20 protein-coding genes and 1 other RNA gene are annotated in these 18637 nt (G+C 66.4%); 8 read left to right on the plus strand and 13 right to left on the minus strand.

Features of this window, described 5'->3' with window-relative positions; translation table 11 throughout:
* Positions 1-75 precede the first annotated feature (75 nt).
* The 9 genes from ssrA to ACTIMF_RS17745 all read right to left on the minus strand — a co-directional run bounded on the left by ssrA (position 76) and on the right by ACTIMF_RS17745 (position 6368).
* Positions 76-448: a transfer-messenger RNA gene (gene ssrA, locus ACTIMF_RS17705) on the minus strand.
* A gap of 95 nt (positions 449-543) precedes the next feature.
* Positions 544-1311, minus strand: coding sequence for a hypothetical protein (locus ACTIMF_RS17710; protein ID WP_442351595.1), 768 nt, complete (start codon positions 1309-1311; stop codon positions 544-546).
* A gap of 7 nt (positions 1312-1318) precedes the next feature.
* Positions 1319-1792, minus strand: a complete 474-nt coding sequence (gene smpB / locus ACTIMF_RS17715) for an SsrA-binding protein SmpB (protein WP_442351596.1) — start codon at positions 1790-1792, stop codon at positions 1319-1321.
* Positions 1793-1875: 83 nt separating this feature from the next.
* Positions 1876-2781, minus strand: coding sequence for a permease-like cell division protein FtsX (gene ftsX / locus ACTIMF_RS17720; RefSeq protein WP_442351597.1), 906 nt, complete (start codon positions 2779-2781; stop codon positions 1876-1878).
* A 35-nt stretch (positions 2782-2816) separates the two neighbouring features.
* Positions 2817-3503, minus strand: coding sequence for a cell division ATP-binding protein FtsE (ftsE, locus tag ACTIMF_RS17725; protein ID WP_442351598.1), 687 nt, complete (start codon positions 3501-3503; stop codon positions 2817-2819).
* A 27-nt stretch (positions 3504-3530) separates the two neighbouring features.
* Complete coding sequence (locus tag ACTIMF_RS17730) at positions 3531-3959, minus strand: hypothetical protein (protein WP_442351599.1); 429 nt, start codon at positions 3957-3959, stop codon at positions 3531-3533.
* The gene (locus tag ACTIMF_RS17735) at positions 3956-4882 is read right to left on the minus strand and encodes a mechanosensitive ion channel family protein (RefSeq protein ID WP_442351600.1); all 927 of its coding nucleotides are present in this window, start codon (positions 4880-4882) and stop codon (positions 3956-3958) included. The genes ACTIMF_RS17730 and ACTIMF_RS17735 overlap by 4 nt, the downstream gene beginning before the upstream one ends.
* Positions 4883-4891: 9 nt before the next feature.
* Positions 4892-6004 carry a peptide chain release factor 2 gene (prfB, locus tag ACTIMF_RS17740; RefSeq protein WP_442351601.1) on the minus strand — a complete coding sequence of 371 codons (1113 nt, stop codon included), beginning with the start codon at positions 6002-6004 and terminating at the stop codon, positions 4892-4894.
* Between the two features lie 4 nt (positions 6005-6008).
* Positions 6009-6368 carry a hypothetical protein gene (locus tag ACTIMF_RS17745; RefSeq protein ID WP_442351602.1) on the minus strand — a complete coding sequence of 120 codons (360 nt, stop codon included), beginning with the start codon at positions 6366-6368 and terminating at the stop codon, positions 6009-6011.
* 72 nt (positions 6369-6440) lie between these two features.
* Here ACTIMF_RS17745 and hisN point away from each other — a divergent pair, with 72 nt between their 5' ends.
* Entirely contained in the window at positions 6441-7268 is an 828-nt protein-coding gene (hisN, locus tag ACTIMF_RS17750; protein WP_442351603.1) for a histidinol-phosphatase, read from the plus strand.
* Positions 7269-7404: 136 nt separating this feature from the next.
* Here hisN and ACTIMF_RS17755 read toward each other — a convergent pair whose 3' ends face one another.
* The gene (locus ACTIMF_RS17755; protein ID WP_442351604.1) at positions 7405-8064 is read right to left on the minus strand and encodes an MBL fold metallo-hydrolase; all 660 of its coding nucleotides are present in this window, start codon (positions 8062-8064) and stop codon (positions 7405-7407) included.
* 125 nt (positions 8065-8189) lie between these two features.
* Here ACTIMF_RS17755 and ACTIMF_RS17760 point away from each other — a divergent pair, with 125 nt between their 5' ends.
* From ACTIMF_RS17760 to ACTIMF_RS17775, 4 genes are all read left to right on the plus strand, one after another.
* Positions 8190-9557: an acyl-CoA dehydrogenase family protein gene (locus ACTIMF_RS17760; protein ID WP_442351605.1), complete on the plus strand. Its 1368-nt coding sequence runs from the start codon at positions 8190-8192 to the stop codon at positions 9555-9557.
* A gap of 26 nt (positions 9558-9583) precedes the next feature.
* Positions 9584-10810 (plus strand): acyl-CoA dehydrogenase family protein, encoded by a 1227-nt coding sequence (locus tag ACTIMF_RS17765; protein WP_442351606.1) that lies wholly within the window; start codon positions 9584-9586, stop codon positions 10808-10810.
* Between the two features lie 189 nt (positions 10811-10999).
* Positions 11000-12397, plus strand: coding sequence for a lipase family protein (locus tag ACTIMF_RS17770; protein WP_442351607.1), 1398 nt, complete (start codon positions 11000-11002; stop codon positions 12395-12397).
* 42 nt (positions 12398-12439) lie between these two features.
* A complete protein-coding gene (locus ACTIMF_RS17775) occupies positions 12440-13069 on the plus strand; it encodes a TetR/AcrR family transcriptional regulator (protein WP_442351608.1) in 630 nt (209 codons plus the stop codon).
* A 7-nt stretch (positions 13070-13076) separates the two neighbouring features.
* On the opposite strand, the gene ACTIMF_RS17780 is transcribed toward ACTIMF_RS17775, so the two are convergent.
* Entirely contained in the window at positions 13077-14957 is a 1881-nt protein-coding gene (locus ACTIMF_RS17780) for a propionyl-CoA synthetase (protein ID WP_442351609.1), read from the minus strand.
* A 335-nt stretch (positions 14958-15292) separates the two neighbouring features.
* Here ACTIMF_RS17780 and ACTIMF_RS17785 point away from each other — a divergent pair, with 335 nt between their 5' ends.
* Entirely contained in the window at positions 15293-15625 is a 333-nt protein-coding gene (locus tag ACTIMF_RS17785) for a transglycosylase family protein (protein WP_442351610.1), read from the plus strand.
* A gap of 50 nt (positions 15626-15675) precedes the next feature.
* Here the strand turns inward: ACTIMF_RS17785 and ACTIMF_RS17790 are convergent, their stop codons facing one another.
* Positions 15676-16110, minus strand: a complete 435-nt coding sequence (locus tag ACTIMF_RS17790) for a hypothetical protein (protein WP_442351611.1) — start codon at positions 16108-16110, stop codon at positions 15676-15678.
* A gap of 41 nt (positions 16111-16151) precedes the next feature.
* On the opposite strand from ACTIMF_RS17790, the gene ACTIMF_RS17795 reads away from it, so the two are divergent.
* Both ACTIMF_RS17795 and ACTIMF_RS17800 read left to right on the plus strand, forming a co-directional pair.
* Positions 16152-16859 carry a DsbA family protein gene (locus tag ACTIMF_RS17795; RefSeq protein WP_442351612.1) on the plus strand — a complete coding sequence of 236 codons (708 nt, stop codon included), beginning with the start codon at positions 16152-16154 and terminating at the stop codon, positions 16857-16859.
* Position 16860: 1 nt separating this feature from the next.
* Complete coding sequence (locus tag ACTIMF_RS17800) at positions 16861-17694, plus strand: cytochrome c biogenesis CcdA family protein (protein ID WP_442351613.1); 834 nt, start codon at positions 16861-16863, stop codon at positions 17692-17694.
* 10 nt (positions 17695-17704) lie between these two features.
* Here the strand turns inward: ACTIMF_RS17800 and ACTIMF_RS17805 are convergent, their stop codons facing one another.
* A complete protein-coding gene (locus ACTIMF_RS17805; RefSeq protein ID WP_442351614.1) occupies positions 17705-18379 on the minus strand; it encodes a hypothetical protein in 675 nt (224 codons plus the stop codon).
* Positions 18380-18637 lie beyond the last annotated feature (258 nt).

Raw genomic sequence — 18637 nt, forward strand, 5'->3', positions numbered from 1 at the left:
GCCCCGCGGGTCGACCCGTCCCGCTCGCGCAGCAGAATGAACTGGCGCCCCCCGGGCTGGGCGGGGGGGGCGCCTCGGTGGAGCCGCCGGGAATTGAACCCGGGTCCTCCGTCACGTCAGTGGGGCTTCTCCGTGTGCAGTCCGCTATGTCTCTACTTGGATCTCCCGGTCTCGCGAACAAGCCGGGATGACGATCCCAGTCGCTGTTTGATGTCCTGCCGACGCCCGCGACCGACGGCGACAGTGAGTTCCCTTGCTGATGCCGACATCCGGTTCCGGGAACTTAGAACCGGGCCGACAGACTAGCCTCGCTGATCAGGCAGCGAGTGCGTAGTCGCGCTGATTGGAATCGGCGCTTAATTGGTTGCTGCGACGCTTACGGTGGTCTCCAGCCTGCACCGACACGCTTCCCCCACCTCGATGCACGCAGTCGAAACCGATCGGCCCCGAGATGGTGTCCCCTGTTTCCAGCGGACACCCCATCATAACCAACCGGACCGACACTTTTCATCCCGATATTACAGAAAAGCACATCTGCGCTGGTCAACCGATGCGTAACAAGGCACTGTCGGTCGACGCGACCGGCACGCTGATCGTCCCGCCGGACGCCTGGACTCGGCGTCCCGTCCAGACGTCCGTCGCCACGACGATGTCGTCGCCCGCCAAGTTCACCTCGGCGAGATCGAACGAGAGGTCCCGCGGCCCGGACTCCCCGTTCGTCAGCGACACCACCAGCCCCTGTGATCCGATGGCCCGCGAATAGCGTTCGTCGTCGCCCTTGATAGGTGCGCCCGCAGTCCGGCGGCCGTCCCGCCCGATGGACAGCACATCGCTGTTGGCGACGGTGGCGAGGTGCGCATCGTCGAGCAGCGCCGCGGCGCCGCTGAACACGAGTGGTTGCGCCGACATCACATGTCGGGTGATGGCCGTGCGGAGCGCGGGAAGCGGAGTGTCTGCGCGTATCGACTCGTCGACGGCCTCGTCGTTGGGCGGGACCACCGCGAGGTCGAGTCCGCGCTCGCCGAGATAGGCGTGCAGCGCCGGGTCTTCGAGCGCGGCGGGCTCGGTTGCGTCGCACACAACGTAGAGCGACCGGTATCCGGCGTCGGCGACACCGCGGGCGACGAGGCCGTCGGCCTCCGCTCTGACTCGATCTGCGAGCGTGCCGCAGCCGTCGCCGACCACCCACCCGAGCACCGGAGTGGGCTCTTCGGCAGGTACCCGATCGGCAGTACACCCGGACAACCCGAACGCCGACAGCACACACGCGACGAGAGCGAACACCGCAGCCCATCGCACGCGCACGGTCACAGCGGCCTCACATGCCTTTCACGCGGCGACCGACGATGCGTTCGACCTCGCGCTTAGCGGTCCGCTCGGCGATGTCGCGACGCTTGTCGTGCGCCTGCTTGCCGCGCGCCAACGCCAATTCGACCTTCGCGTACCCGTCGGAGAAGTACATCTGCAACGGGACCAGTGTCAGGTTGCCGTCCCGGATCTTGCCGACCAGGGTGTCGATCTCGCGGCGATGCATCAAGAGTTTGCGCTTGCGTCGCGGCGCGTGATTGGTCCACGTCCCGCTTCCGTACTCGGCGATATGCACTGCGTTGAGCCACGCTTCGCCGTCGTCGATCGTGGCGAACGCGTCGACCAGCGACGCCTTGCCTTCGCGGAGCGCCTTGACCTCGGTCCCCTGTAGGACCATGCCAGCCTCGAAGGTCTCGAGGATGGTGTAGTTGTGCCGGGCCTTGCGGTTGGTGGCGATCACCGACTTGCCCTTCTCTTTGGGCACTTTGACGCTCCTCGATGCTCTGCGGAATCCGAGTGTTCTCCGGCTCGGACCCTTCTACGACTCGACCGTGTTCACCGCTCGCGTCATTCTCGGACGTAGACGCGCAACGTCCCGTACGCGGTGACGCCTGCGAGCACGATGCCCGCAACCAGTAGCCACGGGGAGACGTACCAGACGTCGGCGGTGGTGATGCGCGCCAAGATGTTCACACCGTAGAGGTCTTCGAGTGCTTTGTCGAAGAAGAATATCTTGCCGAGGAACAGTCCGCCGATGGCCAGCACCGCACCGACGACGGCGGCGAGTACCGCCTCGAGCAGGAACGGCAGCTGCGTGTACCAGCGGGTGGCGCCGACCAGTCGCATGATCGACACCTCCGTCCGTCTCGTATAGGCCGCGATCTGCACGGTGTTGACGATCAGCAGTATCGCCGCGACCGCCAGCACCGCGGCGACGGCGAAGGCTGCGTTACGTGCGCCGTCCAACACGCTGAAGATTCGTTTCACCAAGTCGCGTTGGTCGAGGACGCCGTCGACGCCCTGGGCTTTCGAGAACTTGTCGAGGACGGCCCCGAACCGGTCTGGATCGTCCATCCGGACACGCAACGCGCCCTGGTACGCCTCCTTGCGGATGAAGTCGGCGAGCTCGGGCGAGTCCTTCTCCCACGACGCCTTCGCCGTCCGGAACGCCTGGTCCTGGCTGATGAAGGTCACCGAGCCGACGCCCGGCTCGGCTTCGAGGTCGTTCCGCAACGTGGTGCAGGGCGCCTCCAAGCAGTTCGGGTCCCGCTCGGTCACCTCGTCGTTGATGAAGAACTGCATCTCAACGCGATCGAGGAAGATCTTTTGACTCTTGTCGGCCATCTGGATCACCAGCATGCCGCCGCCGAGCATGCCCAGCGTGATAGCGGTGGTCAGGATCATGGCGATCGTCATGGTCAGATTGCGGCGGAATCCGTTGAGGACTTCGCCGATGATGAAATTCGCGCGCATGTGTGCTCGCCTTTCGTAGTCTGCGAAGTCGCGGGTCAGCCGATGCCGTACACGCCGTACTCGTCGTTGCGGACGAGCTTGCCGTTGTCGAATTCGAGGACCCGGCGCCGCATCGCGTCCACGATGTGGCGGTCGTGCGTCGCCATCACGACGGTGGTACCGCGACGGTTGACCCGGTCGAGCACCTCGACGATGCCGTCGCTGGTCTCGGGATCGAGGTTGCCGGTCGGCTCATCGGCCAGCAGGAGCGTCGGACGATTGACGATGGCGCGAGCGATCGCCACACGCTGCATCTCGCCGCCCGAGAGTTCCTGAGGCATGCGGTCTTCCTTGCCGCCCAACCCGACGTATTCGAGCGTCTCGGGCACAGCTTCCCGAATCGTCGAGGCAGGCTTCCCGATCACCTCGAGTGCGAAGGCCACATTGTCGGCGACCGTCTTCTGCTGTAGCAGCCGGAAGTCCTGGAACACGCAGCCGATCGACTGCCGCAGCTTCGGGACGTCACGGTTGCGGAGCTTGTTGACGTGGAAGTCGCCGACTTCGATGTCGCCGGACGTCGGCTTGTCTTCTTTGAGCAACAACCGGAAGAACGTCGACTTGCCCGAACCCGACGGTCCGATCAGGAACGCGAACTCACCCTTGTCGATCTCAAACGACAGGTCCGACAAGGCGGGCCTGCTCGACTTCGCATATTGCATCGTCACGTTCGACAGCTTGATCACGGTGACCAAGTGTACTGATCGACGCGCTTATCGGTCGCCGCCGCCCGACGTGTCCGTGCTCGAGTCCGACTCCCCTTGCTCGGGCGTGAGTTGCGTCCGAAGGGGCGCGGTCCGGCGGGGCTCGACCTGATTCGACGTCTGCTCGCCGCCTTGCTGCTGTTCCTGATCAGTGGTCTCGGTCGGCTCCGTCGTCGACTCGATGGTCGGTTCGACACTCGTGCTCGGCGTCTGGGTCGTCGACTCGGTCGTCTCCGGGGCCGGCTCGGGTGTGCTCACCGGTTGTTGGGTGGTCGTCTGCGGGCGTGCCGACTCTTTCGGCGGGTAATGCTGGGACGTGAAGTTGTACACGCCCAACAGGAGGAGCCACGCCACCACCAACACGGCCGTGGTCGTGCGCACACGCGTGTGATAGATGTGCTTGAGCCGTTCGAAGCGGCTCGGGCCCGGATCGGTCATTCGGCGCCTCCGCCCGGCGCCGCGTCGGCCGCGGTCTCCGTGACCGTCTGGTTCTGGATCGTCTTGGCCACGGACACCCCGTGACGGGCAAGTGCCGAGATGATGGCCGACCGCAGCGCGCGGCCGATGTCGAACTGCTGACCGGGCAGCGTTCGGGCCACCATGCGCACCGTCGCAGAGTCGAGTTCGAGGTTCGTGACGCCGAGCGGCTGCGGCGCGTCGAGCAGGACCCGATGCCATCGCGGATCGTCGTAGAACGACTGCCCCACTTCGCGCAGGGTCGAGTTGACGATGTTGATGTCGGCTTCCAGCGGGACCGGGACGTCGACCACGGCGCGCGCCCAGTCCTTGGACAGGTTGGTCGCCTTGATCATCTGCCCGTTGGGCACGGTGATCAGCTCGCCGTCGGAGTTCCGTAGGCGCGTGACGCGTAGGGTCACGTCTTCGACGGTGCCTTCGGCCTCCAGGCCGCCGGTCACCGTGAGGTTGACGACGTCGCCGTACCCGTACTGGTGCTCGGCGATGATGAAGAAGCCGGCGAGGACGTCTTGCACGATCCGCTGCGCGCCGAAACCGAGTGCGGCGCCGAGTACGGCACTGAGGCCGACCAGACTGGACGTCGGCACCCACAACGCCATCATCTTGAGACCGACGATGATGGCGACGATGGCGATCAACGTCCACGCCATAACGTCGACGAGCGCGCGACGATGCTTGAGGTCCTCGGATTGGACGATGTCGTCGCTGCGTTCGAACTGCGCCAGCGCGTGCTGCGAGTATCGATCGGCGCCCCACCGGATGAAGCGGGCGACGAGGATCGCGCCGACGATCCACACCAGGATCTGGACGAAGTCGACGGCCAGCCACCGTTCGATGGAGCGCAGCCAGGACGGTAGCCCGATCTCGTCGACGAGGTACGTCATCTCGACTCGCTACGCGTTCTCGTCCATACGCCAGCGGATGCCCGCTTCGATGAACTGGTCGATGTCGCCGTCGAGGACGTTGCTCGGGTTGTTGCTCTCGACGTTGGTCCGCAGGTCTTTGACCATCTGGTACGGGTGCAGCACGTACGAGCGCATCTGGTTTCCCCAGCTGGCTCCGGTGTCGCTCTTGAGGGCGTCCATCTGGGCGCGCTCCTCTTGACGCTTGCGTTCGAGGAGCTTGGCCTGCAGGACGCGCATCGCCGCAGCCTTGTTCTGCAGCTGGCTCTTCTCGTTCTGACAGGTGACGACGATCCCGGTCGGCACGTGCGTCAGCCGAACCGCCGAGTCGGTGGTGTTGACGGACTGACCGCCGGGCCCGGACGAGCGGTAGACGTCGACCCGCAGATCGTTCTCGTCGATGTCGATGTGGTCGGTGGTCTCCACGACGGGGAGGATCTCGACCTCGGCGAACGAGGTCTGCCGTCGCCCCTGGTTGTCGAAGGGGCTGATCCGCACGAGCCGGTGGGTGCCCTGCTCCACCGACAGGGTGCCGTACATATAGGGCGCTTTGACGGCGAACGTCGCCGACTTCAGTCCGGCTTCTTCGGCGTACGAGGTGTCGTAGACCTCAACCGAGTGGTCGTGCTGCTCGGCCCAGCGGATGTACATGCGCATCAGCATCTGGGCCCAGTCAGCGGCGTCGACGCCGCCCGCGCCTGCGCGGATGTTGACGACGGCTTCGCGGGAGTCGTACTCGCCGGCAAGCATCGTCTTGACTTCCATCGCCTCGATGTCGCGACGGAGTCGGACGCGCTCGGAGTCGGCGTCGGCGACGGCCTCGGTCCCGGCATCGCCCTCTTCGGCTTCAGCGAGTTCGTACAGCACCGGCAGGTCGTCCAATCGCGAGCGCAACTCGGTGGCCCGCCGCACCTCGGACTGGGTGTGCGAGAGCTCGCTCGTCACCTTCTGCGCGTGCTCCTGGTCGTTCCACAGGTCGGGATCGGAGGCCTGCATCTCCAGCTCGTCGATGCGGCGGCGAAGCTCGTCGAGGTCCATCACCTTTTCGACAGTGGTGAGGGTGGCGTCGAGCGATTCGAGGTCGGCAGTGGCTTCAGGATGCACTGATTCAGCCTACCGAGTCCGGGAGGGTGCCGAAACGCCAGGTGGAATCCTCCTTGCCTGGCTTGTAGACGACGGGCTGGTCCAGGCCGGGGTACGGCTCGACGGATCCCGCAGGTATGACGATCCGCCCGTACACTTCAGCGGGCGACGAGTCGGGGCCGGTGATCGTCCCGGTGATCGTGCAGTTGCGTGCGCCGTCTCGGTCGGGATCGCCCAGCACCGCGCTCGTGACCGTCATCGTCCCCTCCACGTATCCGCGACCGGCGGTCGGCGAGCTGAATCCCCGGCCGCGTCGCGACATGAACAGTGAGATCGCGGTGACGATGAGCAGCGCGACGAACAACGCGGGGATCCAGCTGGGCATGGCCGTCATCGTACCTGCGGTCCATCGCGCGAGGCGGGGACCGCAACGCCGCTGCTGGTAGCGTCGTCAGCCGTGGCAACGCTCCCCGAAAGTTCCGGATACGCAGAGGGTTCCGTGTACGCGGCCGATCTCGCTCTCGCCCTCGAGTTGGCGTCCGCCGCCGATGTGCTCACGTCGGCCCGATTCGGGGCACTCGATCTTCAGGTCGACTCGAAACCAGACCTGACTCCGGTCTCCGACGCCGACCTCGCATGCGAGCGACTGGTGCGTGACCGGCTCGCCGCCGACCGCCCGGACGACGCGGTGCTCGGCGAGGAGTTCGGGGGCGACCAACTCATGCGGGGCCGTCAATGGGTCCTCGACCCGATCGACGGCACCAAGAACTTCGTGCGCGGCGTGCCGGTGTGGGCGACGTTGATCGCGCTGCTGGTCGACGGCGTCCCCGTAGTTGGCGTGGTGAGTGCGCCCGCGCTGAATCGCCGATGGTGGGCGTCAGCCGGCGACGGAGCGTTCGCATCGTACGACGGCGGTGATCCGCAGCGGATCCGCGTGTCGGGCGTCGGCGAGCTCGCGTCGTCGTCGCTCGCGTTCTCGAGCCTGTCCGGCTGGGCCGATCGCGGAATCCGCGACGAGTTCATCGGCCTCACCGACCGCGTGTGGCGGGTCCGCGGCTACGGCGACTTCTATAACTACTGTCTCGTCGCCGAGGGCGCGGTCGACGTCGCCGCCGAACCCGAGGTGTCCCTGTGGGACCTCGCTCCGCTCGACGTCCTGGTCCGCGAGGCGGGCGGGACGTTCACCGCGCTGGACCGAACGGCGGGACCGGCGGGCGGCAGCGCCGTCGCCACCAACGGATTGCTGCACGACGACGTGCTCGCCGCGCTCCGCCCGAGCTCATGATCCGCTTCCGCAGCATCAGATAGGTCACCGCAGCTTCATTGCGTCTTAGCAGCCTGGGCCCAGGCTGCTAAGACGCAATGAATGGGTGACACGAGAATTGAGGGTGCGGTGAGCGAAGCGAGGGTGCGACGACGCGTCACACCGACGTGGGAACGCCTGCCTCCAGGACCCGGAACTCGGTGCCTGCGGGCGCCATCTCGCTGATCCGACCGTTGTGGACGGCGACGCCCGCCTCGGACTGGATCCCCTGATGGATCGGGAACGCGACGCGTGGGTTGACCGCACGCAGGTAGTCGACCGGCTCGCTGAGCTTGAGCCACGGGGCGGCAGCGGGGAGCGCCAGGACGTCGATCTTCTCGAACGGGATGTAGAGCGCGTCGCCCGGGTGACAAAACGCTCCGACCTGCTCGTCGGTGTCGAGGATGTACGAGATGTTGTCAACGACAGGCAGTTCCGGGTGGATGACGGCGTGGCGACCACCCGTGCCGCGGACCGTGAACGCGCCGACGGTCACCGTCTCACCGGGGCCGATCACCGACCACGTCCCGGCGTCACCGCGCTCGTTGAGTTGCGCCGCGGTCTCCGGATCGGCGTACCGCGTCGCATCCGGATTGGCCTCGACCAGCGCGGGCAGTCGCGCGGTGTCAGCGTGATCGGGGTGTTGGTGAGTCACCAGGATCGCGTCGAGTCCGGTCAGCTGTTCGAAGCCGGACGAGAACGTGCCCGGATCGAAGAGGACACTGGTGCCCGAGTGCTCGACGAGCACGCAGGAGTGGAGGAGATGTGTGAGCCGCATACTTCCAGGAGACTACTTTCTCATTGGGCGTGACAACCTCCTTACCCGCGAGTAAGGTCAGTTCTTACTACGGAGTAAGGACTTCGCTCCCCCGTTGAAGTTCGCTCGAGACACCTGGTGAGGAAATGACAACGAACACAGCACCCCGCGACGAGTCGTCGGTCGGCGCCGCACCGCACAAGCGCAGCGCGATCGGCACTGCGATGCGCGTACTGACTGCGATCACCGGCTCCGACGTCGCCGAGAAGTACGGCCTGCGTGAGCCCATCAACCGGGTGGCCTACGAAGCCACCAAGACCGGTTTCAAGACCCTTGGTGCCGCCAACCGCGCATTCACCCAGGTATCCGACGGGGGCAAGCCGAATCGTCCGGCCACCTCCTCCAAGGGCTACTTCGATCTGAACCCGGACGACGAGCAGGCGATGATCGCCGAGACGGTCAAGGAGTTCTCCACCGAGATCCTCCGCCCGGCCGCCTACGACGCCGACGCCGCTGCGAACACCCCCGAGGACATCCTCAAGCGGTCGGCCGAACTCGGCATCACGATGATCAACGTGCCCGAGGAACTCGACGGTGCAGCCACCGAGCGTGGCGTCGTCACCAACGCACTCGTCGCCGAGGCGATGGCGTACGGCGACATGGGGCTGGCCGTTCCGTTGCTCGCCCCGAGCGGTGTGGCCACGACCATCACCAACTTCGGCAGCGACGGGCAGCAGCGCACCTACCTGCCCGACTACGCGGGCGAGAACGTCCCGACCTCGGCCGTCGTCGTCGCCGAGCCGCGGCCGCTGTTCGACGCGTTCGACCTGAAGACCAAGGCCACCCGGGTAGCGAGCGGCTACCGCCTTGACGGCGTGAAGAGCTTCGTCCCCGCCGCGGGCAGCGCCGAGCTGTTCATCGTCGGCGCACAGCTCGACGGACGTCCGGCCCTGTTCATCGTCGAATCCGACACGAAGGGCCTGTCCGTCGAGGCCGACCCGGGCATGGGCTTGCGCGCCGCGGGTATGGGCCGTCTGATCCTGGAAGGCGTGAGCGTTCCGAGTACCGCACTGCTCGGCGAGGTCGAGGGCGAAGCCGCCGAGAACGCCTACCGCGACGTGGTCCGTCTATCGCGTCTTGGCTGGTCGGCGCTGGCCGTTGGCACCGCGACCGCGATGCTCGACTACGTGGTCCCCTACGTCAACGAGCGCGAAGCGTTCGGCGAGCCGATCTCCAACCGTCAGGCCGTCGCGTTCATGGTCGCGAATATCGCGACCGAGATCGACGGACTGCGACTGGTGACGCTGCGCGGAGCCTCGCGCGCCGAGCAGGGTCTGCCGTTCGCCCGCGAAGCCGCTCTCTCACGCAAGCTGACGATCGACAAGGGTCTGCAGATCGGCCTGGACGGCGTGCAGCTGCTCGGCGGTCACGGCTTCACCAAGGAGCACCCGGTTGAGCGCTGGTACCGCGACCTGCGCGGTGCAGGCATCGGCGAAGGCATCGTCGTCCTCTAAGAGGACAGGCGAGCAAGGAGCAGACAATGGCTATCAATCTGGAACTGCCGAAGAAGCTGGACAACACGATCGACCAGGCGCGGCAGGCCGCCCTGCAGATCTTCCGTCCGATCAGTCGCAAGTACGACCTCGCCGAGCACACCTACCCGGTGGAACTCGACACCCTCGCCAGCCTGTACAGCGGACTCGCTGCGACCGGCCAGGCGGGTGCAGGCGCAGCGGGTGGACGCGGCGACGCCAACAAGGAGCGTCCCGAGGGCTACGTCGCAAACGGCGGCAACATGCAGTCGGTCCTCAACTCGATGTGGGCGTCGTACGGCGACGTCGCGCTGATGCTGTCGATCCCCTACCAGGGACTCGGCAACGCAGCGATCGCCGCGGTCGCCACCGACGAGCAGTTGGAGATGCTCGGTGGCGGCGACGAGGTGTGGGCGTCGATGGCGATCACCGAGCCGAGCTTCGGCTCCGACTCGGCCGCCGTCACCACCACGGCGACCGCCGACGGCGACGAGTACGTCCTCAACGGCGAGAAGATCTTCGTCACCGCGGGTTCGCGCGCATCGCACATCGTGGTCTGGGCATCGGTCGACCGCAGCCTCGGCCGCGCCGCGATCAAGAGCTTCGTGGTGCCCCGCGAACATCCCGGTGTGACGATCGTCCGCCTGGAGCACAAGCTGGGCATCCGCGCGTCCGACACCGCGGTGATCCGGTTCGAGGACTGCCGCATCCCGAAGGAGTACCTTCTCGGTTCACCGGAGGTGGACGTCAAGAAGGGCTTCGGCGGCGTCATGCAGACCTTCGACAACACCCGGCCGATGGTGGCCGCGATGGCCGTCGGCGTCAGCCGGGCCGCACTCGAAGAGCTCCGCAAGCTGCTGGAAGACGCGGGAATCGAGATCGATTACGACCGTCCGGCCGCCGACCAGTCGGCCGCTGCCGCCGAGTTCATCCGACTGGAGGCGGACTGGGAGGCGTCGTATCTGTTGACTCTGCGCGCGGCATGGATGGCCGACAACAAGGAGCCGAACTCGCTCCAGGCGTCGATGTCGAAGGCCAAGGCAGGTCGTACCGGCACCGACGTGACGAACAAGGCCGTCGAACTCGCGTCGACGTACGGCTACTCCGAGCGCACGCTGTTGGAGAAGTGGGCCCGCGACTCGAAGATCCTCGACATCTTCGAAGGCACCCAGCAGATCCAGCAACTGATCATCGCCCGCCGCGTACTCGGTAAGAGCAGCGCCGACCTGAAGTGATCTGAGCTCGGCCTGAGCCAAGCCCGCCCCACCCGACTCCGACATCGGGCGGGGCGGGCTTTTCGCTGCTCCACCGGGGTGCAACCGACGTACTCGCCCGACTCACACCCGGGACTTGTGCTTGCAGTCACAGTGAGCGTAGTCTCACTCAAAATCTGAAATATACGTGTTTCACATAGGGAGACTCGCATGCCTCGTTCGTCCGTCCGCACACTGATAGCAATCGGTGCTGCAGCCCTCGCCCTTGGCGGCGTCGCCACCCCCGCGGAGGCAGCGCCGACCGCCACGACGACGAAGTACGTTCCCGCGCCGCTGGTGCCCCTCCCCCAAGAACTCGACCCGTCGTTCTACCGTCCGGCACCGGCCAAGGTCGCCGCGGCCGCTCCCGGCGAGATCATCGCCGCTCGGAAGATCACACCGGCGAACTTCGGCGCAGTGCCGATCAACGTAGACGCGTGGCAGCTCTCGTTCGCCTCGACCGACACGTCGGGCAGGGCGATACCCGCGGTGACGACGATCCTCAAACCACGGGGCGCCGCCGCGAACCGGCCACGCAAGGTGATCTCCATGCAGATCGCGGAGGACTCGACCGCCGGATACTGTGCGACGTCGTACGCCGTTCAGCATCTCAACGCGGCACCGCTGCTCGGACAAGCCGTCGCCCCGGCCGAACTGCTGATCGCCCAAGGCTTCCTGCACCAGGGATACGCCGTGGTGCTCCCCGATCATGAAGGGCCGAACCACGCCTACGCCGCCGGGCCGCTCGGTGCGCGAATCACCCTCGACAGCCTGCGCGCCGCGAAGTCGTTCGCACCGTCGACCATCACCGACGCCTCGCCGATCGGAATGTACGGATACTCCGGCGGAGCAATCGTCACCGGACACGCGGCAGAGCTGAAGAAGTCGTACGCGCCGGAACTGAACATCGTCGGTGCCGCTGAGGGCGGCGTTCCTGCCGATCTCGGCCCGGTCCTGAACGCCGCGCAGAACAACGTCACCAGCGGCCTCGTTCTGGGCGCCATCGCCGGCCTCACCCGCGAGTACGGCTACTTCGATCGGTTCCTCGACCGACACCTCAACCCCACCGGAAAGGCGCTCCTCGCGTTGAAGGGCCCCTTGTGCGTCCAGTACCAGGCGATGACCTTCCCCTTCCTGAACAACAAGGGCTTCATCGGCTGGCCGGGCGATCCGTTGAAGGCCCCGCCGGTCAAGCGGGTGCTCACCGAGACCAAGATGGGCACGACACGACCGGACATGCCGATGTACATCTGGAACTCGGCCCTCGACGAGATCATCCCCGTCGGCCAGGTGGACACCCTGGTGCGCGACTACTGCCGCACGGACGGCCCGTCGATCACCTACACGCGCGATCACATGTCCGAACATGTCATCGCCGAGGTCTCCGGTGCGCCGCGTGCCCTTCTGTGGCTAAAGGACCGACTCGACGGCAAAACGATCGAGCCGAAGTGCACCACCCGCAACGAGCTGAGCATGATGACCGACGCCTCGTGGTGGCCGACGTTCTCGGACGTGATCGGCGCCGACCTCGCGGCGCTGTTCGGCGCACGGCTCGGTAACGGAAAGTAACGCCGAACGACGAGCGGGCCACGGAGCGGTCGATAACCTTGCATGGTGACCGGCATTCGAAGCTACCGTGGCCGCTCGTTGACCGAGCGCCGTATCGAGCGACGCGCACGCTTCATCGAGTCCGCGCTCTCACTGTTCGGCGCCAAGGGCTACGCGGGAACGTCGGTCCCCGAGGTCTGCAAGCACGCCGGGCTCTCGTCTCGGCAGTTCTACGAGGAGTTCTCCGGCCGCGAGCACCTACTACGTGAGCTCTACGACGAAGTGCAGACCGGGTCGATGACCGCCGTGTCGACGGCGATCGACCGAGTCCTGAACCGCCCCGACATCACTGTGGAAGACCTCCTCGACGCAGGTGTCGGCGCGTTCGTCGACTTCTACGCGGCCAGCCCGGAACGGACACGGGTGAGCTTCGTCGAGGTCGTCGGCGTCAGCCCCGAATTCGAAGGGCATCGTCACGCACGACGCGCTGAGTGGTCGGCAATGCTCAACACAGTCACAGCGCTCGGCCGCGAACACGGACTGTCCACCTCCGAGGCATCGCCCCTCGTCTGGGCCGGGTACATCGGCGCCGTCAACGCGTTGATCGTCGAGCACTCCGTGAACCGGACGATCACCACAGACGAGGTGATGGACGCGATGCGGCGCCTACTTCGTCCCGGGGCGATCGGATGATCCGCGATTAGTGCCCGAGTTGCTCGACCAACGCTTCGAGCACTGCGGGATCCTCGATGGTCGACGGGACTGTGTACTCCTCCCGGTCGACGATCTGCCGCATGGTCTTGCGCAGAATCTTTCCCGAGCGCGTCTTCGGCAACGCCTCGACCACGGTCACGTCACGGAAGGTGGCCACGGCGCCGATCTCGTCCCGCACTCGCGCGACCAACTCGGTGCGCAGCATGTCGTCGTCGATGTCGACGCCGGACTTGAGGACCACGTAGCCACTGGGCCGCTGCCCTTTGAGGTCGTCGTGGATGCCGACGACCGCACATTCGGCCACCGCCGGATGAGTGGCCACGACAGCCTCGATCGACCCCGTCGACATGCGGTGACCGGCGACGTTGATGACGTCATCGGACCGCCCGAGCACGAACACGTAGCCGTCGGAGTCGATGTAGCCGGAGTCGCCCGTCAGGTAGTAGCCGTCGAAGGTGTTCAGATACGACGCACGAAATCGGGGCTCGTCACGCCACAGTCCGGCGAGAGTCCCGGGCGGCATCGGCAGTTTGACGACGATGTTGCCCTCGTCGCCCGCGGCGACCGGCGCCCCCTCGGCGTCGAGGATCTGGACCTGGTAGCCGGGCACCGGGACCGTCGGCGATCCCGCCTTGATCGGCATCGGTTCCAGGCCGCGGAGATTCGCCGCGATGGCCCAGCCGGTCTCGGTCTGCCACCAGTGGTCGACGACGGGAACGCCCAGGGTCTTCGACGCCCAGGAGAAGGTGTCGGGATCGAGCCGCTCCCCCGCGGCGAACAGGGTTCGCAGCGAGGAGACGTCGTACTTGTCGAGTTCTAACGCATCGGGGTCCGCCTTGCGCACGGCGCGAATCGCCGTCGGCGCGGTGAACAGCGCGACGACGCCGTGGTCGGCGATCACCCGCCAGAAGGCGCCCGCATCCGGGGTGCCGACTGGCTTCCCCTCGTACATCACCGTGGTGGCCCCGATCAGCAGCGGGCCGTACACGATGTAGCTGTGGCCGACGACCCAGCCGACGTCGGACGCGGTCCACCACGTCTCGCCAGGCGCGATGCCATAGATGTTCGACATCGACCAGGTGAGGGCGACGGCGTGGCCGCCGTTGTCGCGGACGACGCCCTTGGGCTTACCCGTCGTCCCCGACGTATAGAGGATGTACAGCGGGTCGGTGGCAGCGACTTCGACGGGGTCGGCCGGCGAGACGTCCGCGATCTCCGAGTCCCAGTCGAGCCACCCGGAGTACTCGGCGGCGGTGCCCGGGACCTCGGCGCGGTCCTTCACGATCACGGTGCGGGGCTTCGCTGCCGCCTGCTCGATCGCCGATGCGACGAGCGGCAGGTATTCGACCGTGCGGCCCGGTTCGAGGCCGCCGGACGCGGTGACGACGGCGACCGGCTCAGCGTCGTCGATGCGGGTTGCGAGTTCGGGGGCGGCGAAACCGCCGAATACCACCGAGTGCACCGCGCCGATGCGTGCGCACGCGAGCATCGCGATCGCCGCCTCGGGGATCATCGGCATATAGACGACGACGCGGTCGCCCTTGCCGACGCCCTGCGCCACGAGCACTCCGGCGAATCCAGACACCTCCTTCAGCAGTTGCGCGTAGGTGTATTTGCGTACCGCACCGGTCATGGCCGAGTCCCAGATGAGGGCGTCTTGCTCGCCGCGCCCGGCGGCCACATGCCGATCGAGGGCGTTGACGCTCGTGTTGAGGGACGCATCGGGGTACCACCGATAGATCGGCGCTGCGGAGTCGTCGAGCGCCGTGGACGGCTCCTGGATCCAGTCGACCCCTCGAGCGGCGTCGAGCCAGAAGGCCTCCGGGTCGTCGGTGCTGCGGGCGAACTCGTGTGCGTAGTCGGACATGGCTCAACGGTATCGGCGGACCCGCGACAGCGAGCGGAGTTCGACGTCCGACGTGCGATTCTCGCGATCAGCAGACCTATTCAGGCAGTGACGTGCACCACTTTTCAGCGGTGTGTCCAGTCACATTTAGTCCGTTTCAGATCACGGATCGATAACGGTATGATCACGGCGCTGACCTGGAAGGATGCCGCCGTCACCCATGCTTGCTGTAGCTAGCGTTTGTGACTGCGCCCACCAAAGTGGACGTGACCTTCGGTTTCGCAATCCGTAGCGTCGCCTCCGGCCCGTTGAGAGGCACCGATGACCGGTGCCGCCCACGATGAAGGAGTACCTCTGTGAGTTTGAAGAAGATCGCAATCCGTACCGCCGTCGCAGGCGCGCTGACCGTCGCACCGTTGGCAGCGACCGCAGGCGTCTCCGGCATCGCGTCGGCAGACACCGGCCACAACTGGGATGCCGTCGCCGAGTGCGAGAGCGGTGGCGACTGGTCGACCAACACCGGCAACGGCTACTACGGCGGTCTGCAGTTCTCGCAGGAGACCTGGTCGGCCAACGGCGGCTCGGGCAGCCCGGCCGACGCGTCGCGTGAAGAGCAGATCAGTGTGGCCGAGAACGTTCTCGCCACCCAGGGACCGGGAGCATGGCCGGTCTGCGGTTCGAACCTCTAAGGGTTCTGACCCCTCAGGGGCGCCGCCTACCGAGCACTGCGCCCCTCTCGTCAGCTCCACGTATGTGTTTGCTCGACGATGAAGCCCGCTATTACTACGGCGCTTCCTCCGACCTCGCCGATGATGAGCGCCACCATGGCCGCTGTCATCATCGGCGAGGTCGGATGCATTTGGTTGTCCGTATCGCGCAGCACGCCGTGTAAGCAGTACGACGCGATCGCGGTGACGAAGAAGAACACGACGACGCCGAGCGCCACCGTGTTCACGACGGTGCTCCACGCACTGAACTGAACGAACACCGCGAGCATCGCCGTCGCGAACGAATACATCAGTGCGGCGCGGTGCGCGATGTCGACGTACACGTGCGCCTGCCCAGTCGGGCTCCGCGTGATCTCTGCGAACTTCCACACGCCCAACAGCAGCGCCCAGAGGAAGAGCACTCCGGCGGCGATCAAAGCGACTTGCGCGGCAAGGGTCAGAGTCATGGACAGATGGTCCCATGCGCGCACGTTGCTACGGTGCAGCCATGACCGAACAACACCGCCCCTGGTGGACATCGCGGATCGTCCCCTCGACGGTGATCGTGATCGGCGTGGTCGCCGTCGCATTCGTTCTGCTCCGCCCGTCAGGAGACGATTCGTCAGCCGGCTCGACGTCCGAGACCCAGTCCGCAGAATCGATCCGGAGCGAGTGGGAGGACCGCGATCCCGAGGACCCGATGGCTCTGGGTCCTGCCGACGCGCCGGTCGGACTGGTGATGTTCACCGACTTCCAGTGCCCGTACTGCGCGCAGTGGTCGGCGGACACCCTGCCCGAACTCCTCCCCTATACGACGTCGGGGAAGCTGCGGATCGAGTTCCGCGACATGAACGTCTACGGCGACGCATCCGAACGCGCCGCGCGCGCCGCGTATGCCGCAGCCCTCCAAGGACGCATGCTCGACTACCACCAGGCGCTCTTCGCAGGCGGTAAGCCGCGACCCAAGTCCGAACTGGACGACGATGCGCTCATCGCACTCGCCGACGAACTCCACCTCGACGTCCCACGGCTGCGCACCGACTACGAATCCCGGCGTGTCCTCAGCGCGGTGCGCAACAAGGCGAGCGACGGTTTCACCGCGGGGACGTATACGACGCCCGCGTTCGTCCTCGGCAACGAGCCGATCCTCGGCGCACAGCCCACGAAGGTGTTCACGGACGCGTTGCATCGCGCGCTGACGGCTACCGGCAACTGACATGGACGTCGGCCTGGCCGCGGCGCTGGCGGGCGGCGCTCTGACGTTGCTCAGTCCGTGCAGTGCGCTGCTGCTGCCCGCCTTCTTCGCGTCGTCGGTGGGTTCTGGCCCCCGCCTCCTCGTCCACGGCGCCGCGTTCTATATCGGGCTGGTAGCACTGCTGCTGCCCATCGGCGTCGGACTCGGCGCGGCCGGGCGTCTCGTCGTCGAGTACCGATCGACGATCGTGGCGGTCACCTCGCTCGTGCTCATCGTCCTCGGCGTGGTGGCGTTACTCGGGCGCGGACTCGACCTGACCCGGTTGGTGCCCGGAACGGAACCACTCACCGGTCTCGCGCGCTCGCAGACCGGGCTGGTGAAGAGTCTGCTGCTCGGGGCCGCAGCCGGCGCAGCGAGTTTCTGCACCGGACCGATCCTCGGCGCTGTGCTGACGCTGGCCGCGGCGCGCGGCGACGTCGCAGGCGCAGTGGTCTTGTTGTGCGTGTACGCGGTCGGGATGGTGGTCCCGATGCTGATCCTGGTACTCCTCTGGCGGCGAATCGGCGACCGCGCTCGTCGTCTGCTCTTCCGAATGTCGTTCACCGTCGCGGGCCGCGAGTGGAACCCCGTCCAGGTCGTGACCGGTCTCGTCCTGATCGTCGCGGGCGTCGCCTACTGGCTCACCGACGGACTCGTCGGTGTCGGCGAGCCGGTCCCTGAGAGTGTCCGGGACAGGTTGCAGGACGCCGCCGACACACTCGCACGCCCCGGCGTGGACGTTGTGTTGATCGTGATCGTGGTCGCCGGACTCCTGTGGGCCTGGCATCGAGCGCGCGCCCGCGCCGACCCGCACTGACCGCGGACTCTCATCTCGCTGTGGGTCGTCGTCGGACGACGCTCTCCAGCGGCGACCGCGCCGTGACCCAAGCGCCGGCGTCCACGTCCACCCAGGTGGCGATCTCGACCGCCGAGCGGAGATCGGCCAACAGATCGCGTCCGTGGATCGGCTCGTGGTGCGCGGCCCGGTTTCGGACTGCGACGAGCGCGGCAAGATTTCGCTCCACGCGGAGTCGGCGTTCGCGGATGTCGCGGTAGCCGTGGGGGAACGCCTTGTTGAGGGCTGGCACCCACAGCGACGTCAGGTACCGCTGAGCCACCAGCATCCGCCAGAACCCGAAGCTGAGTTCGGCGACGACCTTCCCGTGGAAGTCGTTCCCACACGGCCCGGCCTCGATCTTTCCGAACGCGTGATCGAGCGCTGCGAGTGCCTTCCCGTCGAGCGGTATCGCGTCGAACCACGACCGCTCACCGCGTCGCGCCGCCCAGGCAGTCAGCTGAGAGTCCATCGCATTGCGTGTGATCACCTCTACCATCGCCACGGTCATCAGTACCGCGGCCGACGCCACAGCGTTCCAGTCGTACAGCCGCAGCGCCGCGTGCAGGTCTCCCCGCGCTGCCGACCGGTACGACTGCAGTCGGATCGGCGTGATCGCCCGCCCGATCGCGTGCTCGTCCCATTCCGGACCCAGTGCTGCAGACATTCCCCGACACCCCCGTATCGTCAGCCGGTTCGGACCGGGGCGAATCCGCTACTCCATATACACGGGAAGCGAGCCACCGGTCCGTTGACCTCTGTGCGATCAACCTACGACGCGCCTACGACAATTACGACGTGACGGTCACGGCCCTGCCGACTAGGAAAGAAAAAGACCCGCACCGTTTCCGGTGCGGGTCTTTTACAGTGGTAGCGGGGGCAGGATTTGAACCTACGACCTCTGGGTTATGAGCCCAGCGAGCTA

Source organism: Gordonia sp. (in: high G+C Gram-positive bacteria), assembly GCF_052106715.1.
Lineage (GTDB): Bacteria > Actinomycetota > Actinomycetes > Mycobacteriales > Mycobacteriaceae > Gordonia.